Genomic DNA, 15,721 nt, shown 5'->3' with positions numbered 1-15,721 from the left:
GAGCTGCTCCTTCGACGGGACCTCAGAGCCTCTACGCCCGTAGATGCGGGCCGTAGAGGGTCGAAAGTAAGCCTCTCCGGCAGCCTTGCCAAGACCATCGTCGTTAACCCGCGGAGTCGATCACGTTTCACACTCACGTGGGTGAGCGCGGGCCGGTCCGGCGGGCCCGCTCAGCCGGTGTGACCGGCGACCCGGAGGGCGTGGACGAGGTCCCAGTGCCGTTCCTCCGAGACCCCCCGGGCGGCCTCCAGGAGCAGCGGTACGAGGGTCTGCGGGCCGGGGGCGGCGCTGCGGGCGGCCTCCTCCGGGGTGCGGACGCGGACGTAGGCGTCGAGCAGTGCGCGCACCTCGCGCCGGCGCCCCTCGTGGACGAGCCCGAGCACGGCGTGCCCGACCTCCTCGGCGGGCCGTACGACGCCCTGCCGCAGCACCTGCTCCCCGTCCGCGCCGCGCCCCGCCTCCACCAGCGCGTCCGCCGCCGCGACGAGCCGCTCCGCGGGCAGCGAGGCGGCCTCCCACAGCAGGGTCGCCCAGTCGGCGCCGAGCCCGGCGTGCTGGAGTTCGGCGGCGAGCAGCGGGAAGCGGGCGGCGGGCCAGTAGGCGGCGTCGACCAGCAGGGCGTGCGCCTCCCCGCTACGCCCCTCACGACGCAGTCGTACGAGCTGCTCGACGGCCTGCGCCACCTCACGCCGGTCCCCGTTGTCCAGCGGCTCGGCCTGCGGCTCCGGCGCCTGCGCCGCGGCACCGGCCCCGGCGAACCGGGCCCCGCGCGGGATACGCCGACCGGTCGCGGCCGGGGTGGGCAGCGCCGGCTCGACAGCGGGCGACACGACGACCGGAGCGGCGTCCTCCTCGACCATCCCGGCGAACCGCGCACTACCGCGGCGCCGTTTGCGCTGCTTGGAGGTGGGGGCCGGTTCAGGGTCCTGCTCGGGGGCAGCCGTCGGGTCGCCGGAGGGGGCGTGGGAGGCGGGGGCTACGCCGTCGAAGGCGGGGGCGGCGCCATCGAAGGCGGGGGCGGCGCCATCGAAGCGCGGGGCTACGCCCTCGAAACCCGTGGCAGCGCCGTCGAAGCCGGGAGCGGCACCGTCGAAGCGTGGGGCGGCGCCGTCGAAGCCGGGAGCGACGCCGTCAAAGCCCGAGGCACCGCCCTCGAAGCTGGGGGCAGCACCGTCGAAGCCGGAGGCAGCAGCGCCGTCGAAGCCGCGCGCCCCGCCGGACGCCATGTCCCGGCCCTCCCGACCGTCCCAGCCCGCCCGACCGTCCCAGCCCGCCCGACCGTGCCGGCCCTCCCGACCGTCCCGGCCCGCCCGGCCCTCCCGACCGTCCCAGTCCTCCCTGCCGTCCCGCCCCGCCGCGTCCCCCGGCCACCCGGTCCCGCCCGCCTCCGCGGCGGTGCGCGCGTCGCGCTGCTGCGGCATGCGCGTCGTCCCGTCGCCGAAGGCGTCACGGCCGGGGCGCTGCCCAGCACCACGTCCCGTCTGCCCCGCGCCACGTCCCATCTGCCCCGCGCCACGTCCCGTCTCCGTCTGCCCCGCGCCACGTCCCATCTGCCCCGCACCGCCGCTCACCCCGGCCCCGCCGGGGTCGGCCTGTCCTCCCCCACGGACCGCCTGAGCGGCACCGCCCCGCTGCCCCGGCGCTCCGCCGCCCGGGTCGGGCTCGTCGTCGACACGGAACACGGGCTGCCCGCGCCGGACCACCTGGACCTGGCCGCTCCCCGTACGGCGATCCAAGTCGGCCATGCGGGTGCGGAGTTCGGCGCAGCGGGCGGTCGCCCGTTCGTGGTCGTCGCGGGCCCAGGCGAGGTCGAGGCGGATCGCGTCGGCGGCTTCCCGGGTGGTGGCGGTGGCGAGCAAGTGGCCGAGTTCCGCCTGGCGTTCGGCGGCGTAACGCTGTTCGCGGAGCATGACGTCGAGGCGGTCGCCGAGCGCGTCACGGGCGCCGGGCCGGGCGTCGTACGCGGCGAGGGCCTGGGCGTGCAGGGTCCGGGCCCGTTCGACCTCCGGGGCGGCGACGGCGGGACCGTACTCCGTGACGAGGTCCTGGAGGAGTGCCTCCACCACGTCCCAGGGCGGTACTTCGCGCCCTTCGAGACAGGCCTGCATCCCCTCGGGGTCGCGCTGCCAGAACACCGCGCACCAGCCGCCGCCCTGATCCAGGCGCGCCAGCAGAGCGTCCAGGTAGTTCACGAACTCCCGTATCCGCCCCGGGAGTTGATCCACCGCCATCGTTCAACTCCCGCCAGACCGGAGCACTCCGGTCCGTAAGACAACACGAGCCGTGTTACGAACGCGCTACGAAGAGTTTTCGGACTGGACGCAGAGTACGCCGGACCTTCCGGAACGTGACGTGCGGCCCGCACGGCCGCCGTTCACACGACGACGAGCGCGCACCTCTCCACGATCTCGTCCATCGACAGTCCGAGCGTCCGCGCCAGCGCCGCCACCGTGAAGAACGCCGGGGTCGGCGCGCGGCCGGTCTCGATCTTCCGCAGGGTCTCGGCCGAGAGGCCCGCGCTCGTCGCGACGTCGGCCATGCTGCGGCCGCCGCGCGCCTCGCGCAGCAGCCGGCCGAGCCGCTCGCCGCGTTCACGCTCTTCGGGGGTCAGGGGGGTGCGCACCATGCCCCCATTCTAATACCGGTATAGTAATTGGCATGGTGGAGCTGAAGACAGACACATCGATCGACGCCATGCACGAGGCCGGGCAGGTCGTCGGACGTGCCCTCACGGCCGTGCACAAGGCCGCCGACGTGGGCGTTTCCCTGCTGGAGCTGGACGAGGTGGCGCATGAGGTGCTCCGCGAGGCGGGCGCGACCTCGCCGTTCCTCGGTTACCGGCCCTCCTTCGCGCCCACCCCGTTCCCGGCCGTCCTGTGCGTCTCCGTGAACGACGCGATCGTGCACGGCATCCCGACCCGCTACCGGCTGCGCGACGGCGACCTCGTCTCCGCGGACTTCGGCGCCGAACTCGGCGGCTGGGTCGGCGACTCGGCGATCAGCTTCACGGTCGGCACCCCGCGCGAGGCGGACCTGCGCCTGATCGAGGCGGCGGAGCGGGCGCTGGACGCCGGGATCGCGGCGGCCGTCGTCGGCAACCGCATCGGCGACATCGCGCACGCGATCGGCACGGTGTGCCGCGCGGCCGGCTACGGCATCCCGGACGGCTTCGGCGGACACGGCATCGGCCGCCGGATGCACGAGGACCCGGGCGTCCCGAACGAGGGCCGCCCCGGCCGCGGCATGAAGCTGCGGCACGGCATGGTGCTGGCGATCGAGCCCATGGTGATCGGCGGCGGCACGGACGGCTACCACGCCGACTCCGACGGCTGGACCCTGCGCACGAACGACGGCTCCCGGGCGGCCCACGCCGAACACACGGTGGCGATCACGGACGCGGGCCCCCGTGTCCTGACGGCGCGCATCTGACGGCGGCGCCGACCCGCGTATCGCGCACGGCACCCCCGCCGACACCGAGCGGATCGCCGCCCTCGCCCCGGACCAGCTGCCGCTGACCGCGGAGGAGGACGGCGAGCTGTGCGGGTTCGCCCACGTGCGCACCACCGCCGACGGTCCCGTCCACGTCGACGACCTGCATGTGCGCCCGGACGGTGTGGGCACCCGGCCTCGGCCGTCGTCTTCCGCGCGCCGGCCTCGCCTGGGCGTCCGGCACGCGGCCGGGCCGGGACGTCGGGCTGGAGGTGCTGCGGGGCATCGATCGTGCGATCGTGTTCTACGAGCGTGAAGGCGGCCTGCGCACGGCCGAGCGCCCGCTGCGGCCGGCGCCCGGCCTCGTGGTGGGCGAGATCGAGTACACCTGGCCCGCCGCCCTGGTGGGTCGCCTGGCGAAGGAGTGGTCACAGGTGTAGCGGGCCGCGGCCCGGGTTACCCGACTCCGGCACGTCGATCAGCGAGGGCGTCCCGGGCCCCGCAGGGACGCCGGATGGGAACGGCCATGACCAGCGGCTTCAGCGGACCCGAAGGCTACGACCCCTTCGGCGAGTTCCTCGCCCGTTTCTTCGGCGGGCCCCGCCCCGGCCCCCGGCAGATCAACATCGGCCAGCTGCTGAGCCAACCGGCCCGGGAGCTGGTCCGGGGTGCCGCCCAGTACGCCGCCGAGCACGGCAGCCGGGACCTGGACACCCAGCATCTGCTGCGGGCCGCGCTGTCCGCCGAGCCCACCCGGAGTCTGCTCAGCCGGGCCGGCGCGGATCCCGACGAACTGGCGACGGAGATCGACGAGCGGTCGGGCCCGGTGCTGCACCCGCCGGGCGAGGTCCCGCCGCCGACCTCGCTCTCGCTGACCCCGGCCGCGAAGCGGGCCCTGCTCGACGCGCACGACCTCGCCCGGTCCCGCGGCGCCGGTCACATCGGCCCCGAGCACGTCCTGAGCGCGCTGGCCGCCAACCCCGACTCGGCGGCGGGCCACATCCTCAACTCGGCCCACTTCGCGCCGACCGGCCTGCCGCCCGAGGCCGCGCCCGACGGCGGCACCGCCCGCACCGACGCGCCGCGCGACACCGGCACCCCGACCCTCGACAAGTACAGCCGCGATCTCACGGACCTGGCCCGGCGGGGCGGCATCGACCCGGTCATCGGGCGGGACGAGGAGATCGAGCAGACCATCGAGGTGCTGTCCCGGCGTGGCAAGAACAACCCGGTCCTCATCGGTGACGCGGGCGTCGGCAAGACCGCCATCGTGGAGGGGCTCGCCCAGCGCATCGCCGACGGGGACGTGCCCGACGTGCTCATCGGACGGCGGGTCGTCGCCCTCGACCTGACGGGCGTGGTCGCGGGCACCCGCTACCGGGGCGACTTCGAGGAGCGCCTCAACTCGATCGTGTCCGAGATCCGCGCGCACTCCGACCAGTTGATCGTCTTCATCGACGAGCTGCACACCGTGGTCGGCGCGGGCGGTGGCGGCGAGGCCTCCTCCATGGACGCCGGCAACATCCTCAAGCCCGCCCTCGCGCGCGGTGAGTTGCACATCGTCGGCGCGACCACGCTGGAGGAGTTCCGCCGGATCGAGAAGGACGCGGCGCTGGCCCGCCGCTTCCAGCCCATCCTCGTGCCCGAGCCGTCCGTCGCGGACGCGCTGGAGATCCTGCGCGGGCTGCGCGACCGCTACGAGGCCCACCATCAAGTCCGCTACACCGACGAGGCGTTGACGGCGGCCGTCGAACTGTCCGACCGCTATCTCCCCGACCGCCGCCTGCCCGACAAGGCGATCGACCTCATCGACCAGGCGGGCGCCCGGGTACGGCTGCGGGCCCGCACCAAGGGCACGGACGTACGCGCCCTGGAGCGCGAGGTGGAGCAGCTCGTCCGGGACAAGGACCAGGCCGTCGCCGACGAGCAGTACGAGCAGGCCATGCAACTGCGCGACCGCATCACGGAGTTGAAGCAGCGCATCGGCGAGGCGTCCGGCGGCGGCACGGCCGACGAGGGCCAGCACCTGGAAGTCACGGCGGAGGCGATCGCCGAGGTGGTGTCCCGGCAGACGGGCATCCCGGTCGCCAGCCTCACCCAGGAGGAGAAGGACAAGCTGCTCGGCCTGGAGGAACACCTGCACCAGCGGGTCGTCGGCCAGGAGGAGGCGGTCCGGGTCGTTTCCGACGCGGTCCTGCGCTCCCGGGCCGGGCTCGCCAGCCCCGACCGCCCGATCGGCAGCTTCCTCTTCCTCGGCCCGACCGGCGTCGGCAAGACGGAGCTGGCCCGCGCGCTCGCCGAGGCGCTGTTCGGCAGCGAGGAGCGGATGGTCCGCCTGGACATGAGCGAGTACCAGGAGCGCCACACCGTCAGCCGTCTGGTCGGCGCCCCGCCCGGATACGTCGGCCACGAGGAGGCCGGCCAGCTGACGGAGGTCGTCCGCCGGCATCCGTACTCGCTGTTGCTGCTGGACGAGGTGGAGAAGGCGCACCCGGACGTCTTCAACATCCTCCTCCAGGTCCTCGACGACGGCCGCCTCACCGACTCGCAGGGCCGCACGGTCGACTTCACCAACACGGTCGTGGTGATGACCAGCAACCTCGGCTCCGAGGCGATCACCCGGCGCGGCGCCGGCATCGGCTTCGGCGCGGGCGGCGCGGAGGCCGACGAGGAGGCGCGGCGCGAACAGATCCTGCGCCCGCTGCGCGAGCACTTCCGCCCCGAGTTCCTCAACCGCATCGACGAGATCGTCGTCTTCCGCCAGCTCACGGAGGAGCAACTCCGCCAGATCACCAACCTGTTGCTGGACCGCACCCGCCGCATGCTGCACGCCCAGGGCATCACGGTCGACTTCACGGAAGCGGCAGTCGACTGGCTCTCCCGCAAGGGCTACCAGCCGGAGTACGGCGCCCGCCCCCTGCGCCGCACGATCCAGCGCGAGGTCGACAACCAGCTGTCGCGGCTGCTGCTGGACGGGAGGATCACGGAGGGCGGTCAGGTGACGGTGGACGTGGACGACGGGCGGCTCGCCTTCCGCGCGGAAGCCGAGCCGCCCGCCCCCGAACTATGACGCGGGGTACACCACCTGCGCCGAGCCGCCGCCGCGCCGTACGGTCTCAGCGGCCGCCAACCACTTCCCGCCCGGCAGCCGCTGCACCCCGGTAGCCGCACCGATCTCGGCGTTCAACCGGAACCCGTGCCCGAGCGCCTCCAACTGTTTCCTCAGCTCACCGTTGTAGAGCGCCGGTTCGAGCTCGGTCGTGGTCTGGTTGCGCTGACTCGCCCGCGGCGCGGCGATCGCGTCGACGAGCGGCAGCCCCCGGTCGACGAACTCGGTCAGCACCTGGAGCGCGGTCGTGATGATCGTCGCCCCACCCGGCGAACCCAGTGCCACCACAGGCTTGTTGTGCTGGTCGAGCACGATCGTCGGCGAGATGGACGACCGCGGCCGCTTCCCCGGCCCCGGCAGGTTCGGGTCGTGCACGGCCGGGTTCGCGGGCACGAAGGAGAAGTCGGTCAGCTCGTTGTTGAGAAGGAACCCGCGACCCGGCACGGTGATCCCGCTGCCACCGGTCTGCTCGATGGTGAGGGTGTAGGCGACGACGTTGCCCCACTTGTCGGCGACCGTCAGATGCGTGGTGTTCTCGCCTTCGTACGTCGTCGGCGCCGCCGTGCCCGTGGAGCCGGGGTTGCGCGGGTCGCCGGGCGCCACCGGGCTGGTGAGCACCGCGTCGTCCTTGATGAGCGCGGCCCGCTCGTCGGCGTACCGCTGCGAGAGCAGCCCCTTCGTCGGTACGTCCTCGAAGGCGGGGTCGCCGACCCAGCGGCCGCGGTCCGCGAAGGCGATCCGGCTGGCCTCGATGTAGTGGTGCAGGTACTGCACCTCGCTCGCCTTGGAGAGGTCGGTGTTCTCCAGGATGTTGAGGGCCTCACCGACCGTGGTGCCGCCGGAGGAGGAGGGGGCGATGGAGTAGACGCCGAGGCCGCGGTAGGAGGTCTTCGTCGGCTTCTGGAGCTTGGCCCCGTAGGCCGCGAGGTCCTTCTCCGTCAGCTTGCCCGGGCGGGCCTTCCAGCCCGAAGCCGGGTCCACGGGAGGCTTGTTGACGGTGTCGAGGATGTCGTCGCCGAGGTCGCCGTGGTAGATCGCGCCGACGCCCTTCTTGCCCAACTCGGCGTAGGTGCGGGCGAGATCGGGGTTCTTGAAGGTGGAGCCGACGACAGGGAGGGCACCGTTCGGCAGGAACAGCTTGGCCGTGTCGGGGAAGTAGCGGAAGCGGGTCTCGTTGGAAGCGGTCTGCGCGCGGAAGGTGTCGTCGACGGTGAAGCCGTCACGCGCGAGCTTCTCGGCCGGTTTGAGGACCGTGCCGAGTCTTCTGCTGCCCCACTGGTCGAGGGCGGTGGCCCAGGTGTCCGGGGTGCCCGGGGTGCCGACGCTCAGGCCGCTGGTCACCGCGTCGGCGAAGGCGAGGGGCTGACCGTTCTCGACGAACAGGTCGGAACCGGCGGTGAGCGGGGCGGTCTCACGGCCGTCGATGGTGTGCACCGTACGGGACTTGGCGTCGTAGTAGACGAAGTAGCCGCCCCCGCCGATGCCGGAGGAGTAGGGCTCGGTGACGCCGAGCGCGGCGGCCGTGGCGACGGCGGCGTCGACGGCGTTGCCGCCCTTCCTCAGCACCTCGATGCCGGCGGCGGAGGCGTCCGCGTCGACGCTGGCCACGGCGCCGCCGTAGCCGACGGCGACGGGCACCTTCGGTGGTGTCGTGGCGGTCGGCGGTGGCGCCGCCGCCCCGACCGAGACCACGGCTGCCGAGACCGCGAGCACCGACAGTTTCCGCGCGACAGGGCGACGCATCCGCACCTCCAGGCCAGGACCGTCCGCGCAGCGTAACCACAACACCCGAGGCTCGACAGCCCCCTTCAGGGCAGCTGTCATGAGATCGCCACACCTCGAACACGGGTACGTACCGGCAATCCGGGCCCGCTAGCATGCGCGCCCATGAATGACGACGTGCGCAACATCGTCCTGGGCGTGGTGGCCGCCGGCATCAGCGCCACGCTCGGCTGGCTGGCCCGGACCTATCTGTGGAAGCGGAAACTCCGGCGCAAGCAGGCCTTCTTCGGGCTGCCCGACCACTCGGAGTCGCTGCTCGTCGTCAACCGGGACGCGGCCGGCCCCGACCTCGCGGTGCACCGCTACGACGTCTTCGCGCTGCTCGAACTCTCCGCGCTCATCAAGGACTGCGGCGCGCACGCCGACGTGATCACCCAGGACGCCGCACGGCAGGGCTTCGGGGAACGGACGGAGTTCTGCGTGGGCGGCCCCGGGTCGAACCGCCGGATGCAGGCCCATATGCAGGCCATGCTGCCCGGGGTGCGGGTCAACCTCGATCCGGAGCCGGGGCCCGACCGGCTGGCCTTCCAGATCGGCAGCGAGCGCTACCGGATGGAGAAGGGGCAGAGCGAACACGTGCTGCTGGCGCGGCTCACCGCCGGCCAGCCGGGCCAGAGCAGGCCGGTGTTCCTGTTCTGCGGCCAGACCGCCATCACCAACCAGGCCGCGACCCGCTATCTGGCCCGCAACCACGAACGTCTGGCCCGCAAGCACGGGAACAACTCGTTCGTGCTGCTGCTGAAAGTGGTCAACTCACAGGCGTACGGCCCGGACGTCGCCGAGCTGGTCGCCGACGTGACCCGGGCGGCACAGGCCCCGCCGCCGACCGCTCCGGCTCCCCGTAACGCGCACCGTGCGTCCTGAATTCATTCACACGACAACAATCGTTACTCCCGCGTAACTTACCGACGGGTTACCTCCAGTAAGGAGCCGAGGTTACCGTTCGGTCACTTTGCACTGACACAAGTGAGGAGTGACCCGTGGGACACCATCGCAAGGCCCTGCGCACGACCGCCGTGGGCGCCGTCTCCGCGACGCTGATCGCCGGGAGCGCCCTCGGGTTCGCTCCGGCCGCCCAGGCCTCGACGGGCGGCATACGATTCGTCGACATCGCCGGCGACGGCGGCACCGTCCTCAAGGCGAACGTCATCACCCCGGCGGGCGCGGACGGTTCGCGACGCTACCCGCTGATCGTGTTCCCCACGAGCTGGGGCCTGCCCCAGGTCGAGTACCTGGCGCAGGCGCAGAAGCTCGCGAACTCCGGCTACGTCGTGGTCAGTTACAACGTGCGCGGCTTCTGGCAGTCGGGCGGACGGATAGAAGTGGCGGGCCCGCCCGACATAGCCGACGCCTCCAAGGTCATCGACTGGGCGCTCGCCAACACCCCCGCCGACGCACAGCACATCGGCATGGGCGGGGTCTCGTACGGCGCCGGCATCAGCCTCCTCGCCGCCGCGCACGACCAGCGCGTCAAGGCGGTCGCCGCGCTCAGCGGCTGGGCCGACCTCATCGACTCGATCTACTCGGGCCGCACCCAACACGTCCAGGCGGGCGGGCTGCTGGACGGCGCGAGCATCGTCACGGGACGGCAGAGCGCCGAGATCCGGGAGATCTTCGACAACTTCTACGCCTCCAACCTGTCCAAGGAACAGGACATGATCAATTGGGGGAAGAAACGTTCTGCCATCACCTATGTGGACCAACTGAACAAGAACGGCACGGCGGTCATGATGGCCAACGCCTGGGGCGACTCGGTCTTCCCGCCCAACCAGTCCGCCCACTTCTACGAGAAGCTGACCGGCCCCAAGAGACTGGAGTTCCGCCCCGGCGACCACGCGACCGCCGAACTGACGGGCCTGTTCGGGCTCCCCAACGACGTCTGGACGGACACCGAGCGCTGGTTCGACCGCTACCTCCAGGGCGACGACAACGGCATCGACCGCGAGCAGCCCGTCCAGCTCAAGTCCCGTTCCACCGGCGGCTACGAGGGCTACCCGGACTGGAAGTCGGTCGGCGCCACGACGAAGAAGCTGGCCCTGTCCGGCACGACCACCCTGCACACCAACGTCGACTCGGGCGCGGACGGCGGGGTCGTCTTCCTCTCCAGCATCCTCGACCAGGTCGCCCGGATCCCCCCGGTCGCCTCGATCCCCCTGCTCCCCCGCCGCTGGGCGGCCGTCTGGCAGTCGGAGAAGTACGGGACCGCCCAACAGGTGCGCGGCACCACGACGTTGCACACCACCGTCACCCCGACCGACGAGAGCGGCACCCTCGTCGCCTACCTCTACGACGTGGGCCCGCTCGGCCTCGGCAAGCTGGTCACCCACGCGCCGTACACCTTCCACGGACGGACGCCCGGCACGGCGTTCGGCCTCGACCTGGAGCTGTACTCCACGGCCTACGACGTCCCGGCGGGGCATCGTCTCGCCCTGGTCGTCGACACGGTCGACCCGCTCTACATCGAGCACAACCCGTCCGGCGCGCAGCTGACCTTCTCCTCACCGGCGGACGACCCGTCGTACGTGTCGATTCCGCTGCGTGAGCAGTGATCTCCGGCCTACGCGCCGGGCGGGTATGGCTCTTGTGAGCTGCCGCCCCCTACGGTCCCGGGGCCGTGGGGGGTTCCCCACCGGGCAGCGGCGAGATCGCCTTCATCACAGGGATGAACGGCACATCGTAGTCGAGGCGCGGCACTCCCCCATCAGTGCCGTCAGTGCTTGAGGATCTTGGACAGGAAGTCCTTGGCGCGGTCGCTCTCGGGGTGGGTGAAGAACGCGTCGGGGGCACGGTCCTCGATGATGCGGCCGTCGGCCATGAAGGCCACGCGGTTGGCGGAGGCACGGGCGAAGCCCATCTCGTGGGTGACGACGACCATGGTCATGCCCTCGCGGGCGAGTTGCCGCATGACTTCGAGGACCTCGTTGATCATCTCCGGGTCGAGGGCCGAGGTCGGCTCGTCGAACAGCATCGCCTTCGGCTCCATGGCGAGGGCGCGGGCGATGGCCACGCGCTGCTGCTGGCCGCCGGAGAGCTGTGCCGGGTACTTGTCGGCCTGGTCGGCGAGGCCGACGCGGTCCAGGAGTTGGCGCGAGTGCTGGTCGGCGTCGTCCTTCTTGCGTTTGCGGACCTTGACCTGGGCCAGTGAGATGTTCTGCAGGACCGTCTTGTGGGCGAAGAGGTTGAACGACTGGAAGACCATGCCGACCTCGGCGCGGAGCCCCGCGAGGGCCTTACCCTCCTCCGGCAGCGGCTGGCCGTCCAGTTGGATCTCCCCGGACTGGATGGTCTCCAGGCGGTTGATCGTCCTGCACAGTGTCGACTTTCCCGACCCTGACGGGCCGATGACCACGACCACCTCCCCCTTGCCGACGGTGAGGTTGATATCCCGCAGGACATGCAGCTCCCCGTAGTACTTGTTGACGTCACGCAGCTCGATCAACGGATCGACGGCCATGCCCAGCCCTACCCACTCTCAGCTGTGTCGCGGTTGCCGCAACCTATCCAGACAACAGTGGAGTTAATACACGACACGCACTTTTCGGGCATTAGCCGTATTTACGCCCCGCTTATGTACGGGCCCGCATCAGGCCTCCGCCACCTCGCCGTAGACCTGGGACAGTTCGGGCACTCCGCTCGCCGCCCAGTCATGGCCGTCGGCGACCACGTCGAACTCCCGGCCGGAGGCGAGCCGGATCACCGGCTGGCCGTCGGCCCGAATCCCCCACACGGCGCCCGGTACGGTCCGCACGATCACCGTCCCGAGATACAGCCCGGCGTCGTTGCCGAGCCACTCCAGCACATCGGCGTCGTCCCGCCATCGCGGCACCAGCTGGTCGAGGTCCTCCAACGAGGCGACGGTGTCGTCCAGTTGGACACCGGACCGGGCCGCCTGATGACGCAGCAGCTCACACTCGGCGAGGAGTTCGGCGATGCCCTCGGCGTCGTGCGCCCCGGGTTCCTCGCGCCGGTTGCCCAGAAAAGGGATCTTCATACGTCCAGCGTGTCATTCGCACCGGCGTGCGCACCACAGGCGCGCGGGCAGTCGATTCCGGGGGACTTCGCGCCGAGTTCGCGCATGGCACGTTGACGGGTCACCCAGGGCGTCCCTACCTTCACCGTGCGTCACGCGTCTCGTCCTGACCGGTCGTGAACGGGGGAATCAGGTGCGCCGAGGTGTCCGCATGTCCCTGCTCGTCCTCTCCCTGTTCGGCGCCTTGACGCCGACCGCTCCCGTGCGGGCGGCGCCGGTGCGCAGCGCCACGGAACCCCTGCCGCTGGAGCGGCTCTTCGACAACACGGCCGTGAGCGACGACGCCCGGCCCGGCGAGGCGGACTTCGACGGCACCGGCGCCTCGCTGTCGGCAGCCGACCTGGCGGCGGCGGGCTGGACGCCGGGCCGGACACTGACCGTGCAGCGGGCCCGGCTGGCCTGGCCGCGCCGGGAGCCGGGCGATCCCGACAACGTGCGCGCCGCGGGCCAGTCGGTACGCGTGACCGGCCGCGGCGACGCGCTCGCCTTCCTGGCAGCGGGCACGGACGGCGTCGACGTGACGGGCACGGGCTCGGTGTCGTACGCGAACGGCACGACCTCCTCGTACCGCCTGACCGCCCCCGACTGGCGCACCGGCCCGCTCGCCACGAAGGCGGTGGCACTGCCGCACGTGAACACGCCCGGCGGCCAACTCGCCGCGCAGGCACGGCTGTACGTCGTCACGGTGCCGCTCGTGCCCGGAGAGCAGGTCGCGTCGGTACGGCTGCCCGACTCGCCGGGCCTGCATGTGTTCGCCGTGTCGGTGCGGGGCGATACGCCCGGCTGGTCGGGGAGTTGGGCGGCCGCGACCGCCGGATACCCGGCGGTGGGGCCGTGGCGCGACCGTACGCTGCGGCTCGTCGTGCACACCTCGGTGGGCGGGCCTCGGGTGCGGCTGCGGTTCGACAACACCTTCGCGGCGGCGCCGGTGCGGATCGGGAGCGCCACGGTGGCGGTGCAGGCCGCGGGCGCGGCGGCGCGGGAGGCGCCGGTGGCGGTGGCCTTCGGGGGTGCGGCGGGCGTCGAAGTGGCCGCCGGGGCACAGGTGTTCAGCGATCCGCTCGACTTCGAGGTACCCGCGGACAGCAGTCTGCTGGTGAGCTTCCATCTGCCGGGGACGGTGACGGCGGCGCCCGTGCACCGGCTCGCGCGGCAGCGGTCGTACGTCAGCGCGGCGGGCGACCACACGGCGGACGTCTCGGCGACGGTGTACACCACCGTCCTGACCGGCTGGCCGCTGCTCACCGGGGTGGACGTGGGCGGCGGGCCGGGGTCGGTGGTGCTGCTCGGGGACTCGATCACCGACGGGGAGGGGGCGACGGCCGACGCCGACCGGCGCTGGCCGGACGTGCTCGCGGACCGGCTGCTCGCCCAGGACGAGGTCCCGCACTACGGCGTGCTCAACCAGGGGATCTCAGCGAACCGCGTGGTGAGCGACCGCTATCCCGGCGACGGCGTCGCCACCGACACCGGAGGGGTGAGTGCCCTGCACCGCTTCGACCGGGACGTCCTCGCGCAGACCTCGGCGCGCACGGCGGTCGTCTTCCAGGGCGTCAACGACGTGCGCTGGGGTGCCACGGCCGACGAGGTGATCGGCGGGCTGCGCGAGCTCGCCGACCGGGGGCATGCGCGGGGGCTGCGGATGCTGGCGGCGACGATCCTGCCCTGCGAGGGCGAGGCCCGCTGCACGGCCGCGGTCGACGCCGAGCGTGCCGAGGTGAACGCCTGGATCCGGGACGCCGGCCTGTTCGACGGCGTCCTCGACTTCGACGGGGTCGTACGGGACCCGGACCATCCGGCGCGGATGCTGCCGGCGTACGACAGCGGGGACCATCTGCATCCGGGGGACGCGGGGCTGGCCGCCCTCGCGGAGTCCGTGGACCTGTCGCTGCTGTGAGCTACGGCACGTCGAGGTCCACGACCACCGGCGCGTGGTCCGAGGCGCCCTTGCCCTTGCGCTCCTCACGGTCCACGTAGGCGTCGGTGACGGCCTTCGCGAACGGCTCGTTGCCGTACACCAGGTCGATGCGCATGCCGCGGTTCTTGGGGAAGCCGAGCTGGCGGTAGTCCCAGTACGTGAAGGGGTGGTCGTACTTCAGGGGGCGCGGGACGATGTCCGAGAGGCCGGTCTCGCGCAGGGCGGCGAGGGCCGCGCGCTCGGCCGGGGTGACGTGGGTGAGGCCCTCGAAGGCGGCCACGTCGAAGACGTCGTCGTCCGTCGGCGCCACGTTGTAGTCCCCCATCACCGCGAACGGGCGGCTGCCCGCCGCGTCACCGGCGACGGCCGCCTTGAGGGCCTCGAACCACTGGAGCTTGTAGGCGTAGTGCGGGTGGTCCACCTCGCGGCCGTTCGGCACGTACACCGACCACACCCGGACGCCGCCGCAGGTCGCGGAGATGGCGCGGGGCTCGGGGGCGCCGTCGTAACCGGGGTCGCCGGGCAGGCCCTTCACGACGTCCTCCAGGCCGACCCGGGAGAGCACCGCCACGCCGTTCCACCTGCCGGTCGCGTGGACCGCCGCCTCGTAGCCCAGCTCGCGCAGCTGGTCGAACGGGAACTGCTCCTCGGCCAGCTTGGCCTCCTGGAGGCAGAGCACGTCGGTGCCGCTGCTCTCCAGCCAGGCCAGGAGCCTCGGCAGGCGGGCGGTGATCGAGTTCACGTTCCAGGTAGCGATGCGCATGCCTGACAACCTACCGGGCCCCACTGACACTCACAGCGACGTGCTCTCCCCGGGCGCCAGACGCAGGTGCTCGGCGCCGCCGAGGGCGCCGATCTGGTTGTCGTAGATCGGCCGGGCGAGGTCGGTGAGCAGGGCGTCATGGACGTCGTAGGCCCGTTGCGGCTTGACCTCGCGGACGTAGTCGATCACCTCGGAGATCTTGCTCCAGGGCGCCATGACCGGCAGCATCAGCGTCTCCACCGCGTGGTCGGGGACGGTGAGGGCGTCGCCGGGGTGGAAGACACGGCCGCCGTCGATCAGGTAGCCGACGTTGGTGATGCGCGGGATGTCCGGGTGGATGACAGCGTGCAGCTCGCCGTGGACCTGGACGTCGAAGCCGGCGGCGGTGAAGGTGTCGCCGTGGCCGACGGTGTGCACACGGCCGGGGAAGGCGGTGGAGATCTTCTCCGCGACCGACCTCAGGGTCCAGATCTCGGCGGCCGGGTTCGCCTCCATCGCGGCGCGCAGCCGCTCCTCGTTGAAGTGGTCGGGATGCTCGTGCGTGATCAGGATGGCGTCCGCGCCGAGCGCCGCGTCCTCCTCGCTGAACACGCCCGGGTCGAGGACGAGCGTGCGCCCGTCCTTCTCCAGGCGGACGCAGGCGTGCGACTTCTTCGTGAGCTTCGTGGTCATGGCACCATCCTGCCTCCT

Annotated in this window: 13 protein-coding genes; 6 read left to right on the top strand and 7 right to left on the bottom strand. The window is 72.1% G+C overall.

The window, feature by feature from the left end; all coding sequences use genetic code 11:
• Nucleotides 1-170 precede the first annotated feature (170 nt).
• On the bottom strand, nt 171-2,231 hold the full coding sequence (locus EJC51_RS37650) for a hypothetical protein (RefSeq protein WP_126275145.1): 2,061 nt from the start codon (nt 2,229-2,231) through the stop codon (nt 171-173).
• Nucleotides 2,232-2,374: 143 nt separating this feature from the next.
• Nucleotides 2,375-2,626, bottom strand: coding sequence for a helix-turn-helix domain-containing protein (locus EJC51_RS37645; protein ID WP_097270529.1), 252 nt, complete (start codon nt 2,624-2,626; stop codon nt 2,375-2,377).
• A gap of 32 nt (nt 2,627-2,658) precedes the next feature.
• On the opposite strand from EJC51_RS37645, the gene map reads away from it, so the two are divergent.
• The 3 genes from map to EJC51_RS37630 all read left to right on the top strand — a co-directional run bounded on the left by map (nt 2,659) and on the right by EJC51_RS37630 (nt 6,499).
• On the top strand, nt 2,659-3,429 hold the full coding sequence (gene map, locus EJC51_RS37640) for a type I methionyl aminopeptidase (RefSeq protein ID WP_126275144.1): 771 nt from the start codon (nt 2,659-2,661) through the stop codon (nt 3,427-3,429).
• Between the two features lie 167 nt (nt 3,430-3,596).
• Nucleotides 3,597-3,869 carry a hypothetical protein gene (locus tag EJC51_RS37635; protein ID WP_126275143.1) on the top strand — a complete coding sequence of 91 codons (273 nt, stop codon included), beginning with the start codon at nt 3,597-3,599 and terminating at the stop codon, nt 3,867-3,869.
• 86 nt (nt 3,870-3,955) lie between these two features.
• Nucleotides 3,956-6,499, top strand: a complete 2,544-nt coding sequence (locus EJC51_RS37630) for an ATP-dependent Clp protease ATP-binding subunit (RefSeq protein WP_126275142.1) — start codon at nt 3,956-3,958, stop codon at nt 6,497-6,499.
• On the opposite strand, the gene ggt is transcribed toward EJC51_RS37630, so the two are convergent.
• Entirely contained in the window at nt 6,494-8,281 is a 1,788-nt protein-coding gene (gene ggt, locus EJC51_RS37625; protein WP_126275141.1) for a gamma-glutamyltransferase, read from the bottom strand. The two genes, EJC51_RS37630 and ggt, sit on opposite strands and share 6 nt — an antisense overlap.
• Before the next feature lie 144 nt (nt 8,282-8,425).
• Between ggt and EJC51_RS37620 the strand changes: the two genes are divergently transcribed.
• Both EJC51_RS37620 and EJC51_RS37615 read left to right on the top strand, forming a co-directional pair.
• The gene (locus EJC51_RS37620; protein WP_126275140.1) at nt 8,426-9,184 is read left to right on the top strand and encodes a hypothetical protein; all 759 of its coding nucleotides are present in this window, start codon (nt 8,426-8,428) and stop codon (nt 9,182-9,184) included.
• Between the two features lie 116 nt (nt 9,185-9,300).
• Complete coding sequence (locus EJC51_RS37615; protein ID WP_126275139.1) at nt 9,301-10,869, top strand: CocE/NonD family hydrolase; 1,569 nt, start codon at nt 9,301-9,303, stop codon at nt 10,867-10,869.
• 161 nt (nt 10,870-11,030) lie between these two features.
• Here the strand turns inward: EJC51_RS37615 and EJC51_RS37610 are convergent, their stop codons facing one another.
• On the bottom strand, nt 11,031-11,774 hold the full coding sequence (locus EJC51_RS37610; RefSeq protein ID WP_126275138.1) for an amino acid ABC transporter ATP-binding protein: 744 nt from the start codon (nt 11,772-11,774) through the stop codon (nt 11,031-11,033).
• A 129-nt stretch (nt 11,775-11,903) separates the two neighbouring features.
• On the bottom strand, nt 11,904-12,311 hold the full coding sequence (locus tag EJC51_RS37605) for a DUF6278 family protein (RefSeq protein ID WP_126275137.1): 408 nt from the start codon (nt 12,309-12,311) through the stop codon (nt 11,904-11,906).
• Between the two features lie 190 nt (nt 12,312-12,501).
• Here EJC51_RS37605 and EJC51_RS37600 point away from each other — a divergent pair, with 190 nt between their 5' ends.
• Nucleotides 12,502-14,247 carry an SGNH/GDSL hydrolase family protein gene (locus tag EJC51_RS37600; protein ID WP_126275136.1) on the top strand — a complete coding sequence of 582 codons (1,746 nt, stop codon included), beginning with the start codon at nt 12,502-12,504 and terminating at the stop codon, nt 14,245-14,247.
• Nucleotide 14,248: 1 nt separating this feature from the next.
• On the opposite strand, the gene EJC51_RS37595 is transcribed toward EJC51_RS37600, so the two are convergent.
• Both EJC51_RS37595 and EJC51_RS37590 read right to left on the bottom strand, forming a co-directional pair.
• The gene (locus EJC51_RS37595; RefSeq protein ID WP_126275135.1) at nt 14,249-15,031 is read right to left on the bottom strand and encodes an exodeoxyribonuclease III; all 783 of its coding nucleotides are present in this window, start codon (nt 15,029-15,031) and stop codon (nt 14,249-14,251) included.
• 30 nt (nt 15,032-15,061) lie between these two features.
• Nucleotides 15,062-15,703: an MBL fold metallo-hydrolase gene (locus tag EJC51_RS37590; protein ID WP_126275134.1), complete on the bottom strand. Its 642-nt coding sequence runs from the start codon at nt 15,701-15,703 to the stop codon at nt 15,062-15,064.
• Nucleotides 15,704-15,721 lie beyond the last annotated feature (18 nt).

The organism is Streptomyces aquilus, from assembly GCF_003955715.1.
Lineage (GTDB): Bacteria > Actinomycetota > Actinomycetes > Streptomycetales > Streptomycetaceae > Streptomyces > Streptomyces aquilus.
Note: the sequence above shows the minus strand (reverse complement) of the source record. Positions and strands in the feature narration are given on the sequence as shown.

Bases quoted from the DNA above. Each gene is read 5' to 3' on its own strand.
- EJC51_RS37630 (WP_126275142.1), top strand. From the start codon at position 3,956: ATGACCAGCGGCTTCAGCGGACCCGAAGGCTACGACCCCTTCGGCGAG.
- map (WP_126275144.1), top strand. From the start codon at position 2,659: ATGGTGGAGCTGAAGACAGACACATCGATCGACGCCATGCACGAGGCC.
- EJC51_RS37645 (WP_097270529.1), bottom strand. From the start codon at position 2,626: ATGGTGCGCACCCCCCTGACCCCCGAAGAGCGTGAACGCGGCGAGCGG.
- ggt (WP_126275141.1), bottom strand. From the start codon at position 8,281: ATGCGTCGCCCTGTCGCGCGGAAACTGTCGGTGCTCGCGGTCTCGGCA.
- EJC51_RS37590 (WP_126275134.1), bottom strand. From the start codon at position 15,703: ATGACCACGAAGCTCACGAAGAAGTCGCACGCCTGCGTCCGCCTGGAG.
- EJC51_RS37650 (WP_126275145.1), bottom strand. From the start codon at position 2,231: ATGGCGGTGGATCAACTCCCGGGGCGGATACGGGAGTTCGTGAACTAC.
- EJC51_RS37600 (WP_126275136.1), top strand. From the start codon at position 12,502: ATGTCCCTGCTCGTCCTCTCCCTGTTCGGCGCCTTGACGCCGACCGCT.
- EJC51_RS37610 (WP_126275138.1), bottom strand. From the start codon at position 11,774: ATGGCCGTCGATCCGTTGATCGAGCTGCGTGACGTCAACAAGTACTAC.
- EJC51_RS37605 (WP_126275137.1), bottom strand. From the start codon at position 12,311: ATGAAGATCCCTTTTCTGGGCAACCGGCGCGAGGAACCCGGGGCGCAC.
- EJC51_RS37635 (WP_126275143.1), top strand. From the start codon at position 3,597: ATGTGCGCCCGGACGGTGTGGGCACCCGGCCTCGGCCGTCGTCTTCCG.
- EJC51_RS37620 (WP_126275140.1), top strand. From the start codon at position 8,426: ATGAATGACGACGTGCGCAACATCGTCCTGGGCGTGGTGGCCGCCGGC.
- EJC51_RS37595 (WP_126275135.1), bottom strand. From the start codon at position 15,031: ATGCGCATCGCTACCTGGAACGTGAACTCGATCACCGCCCGCCTGCCG.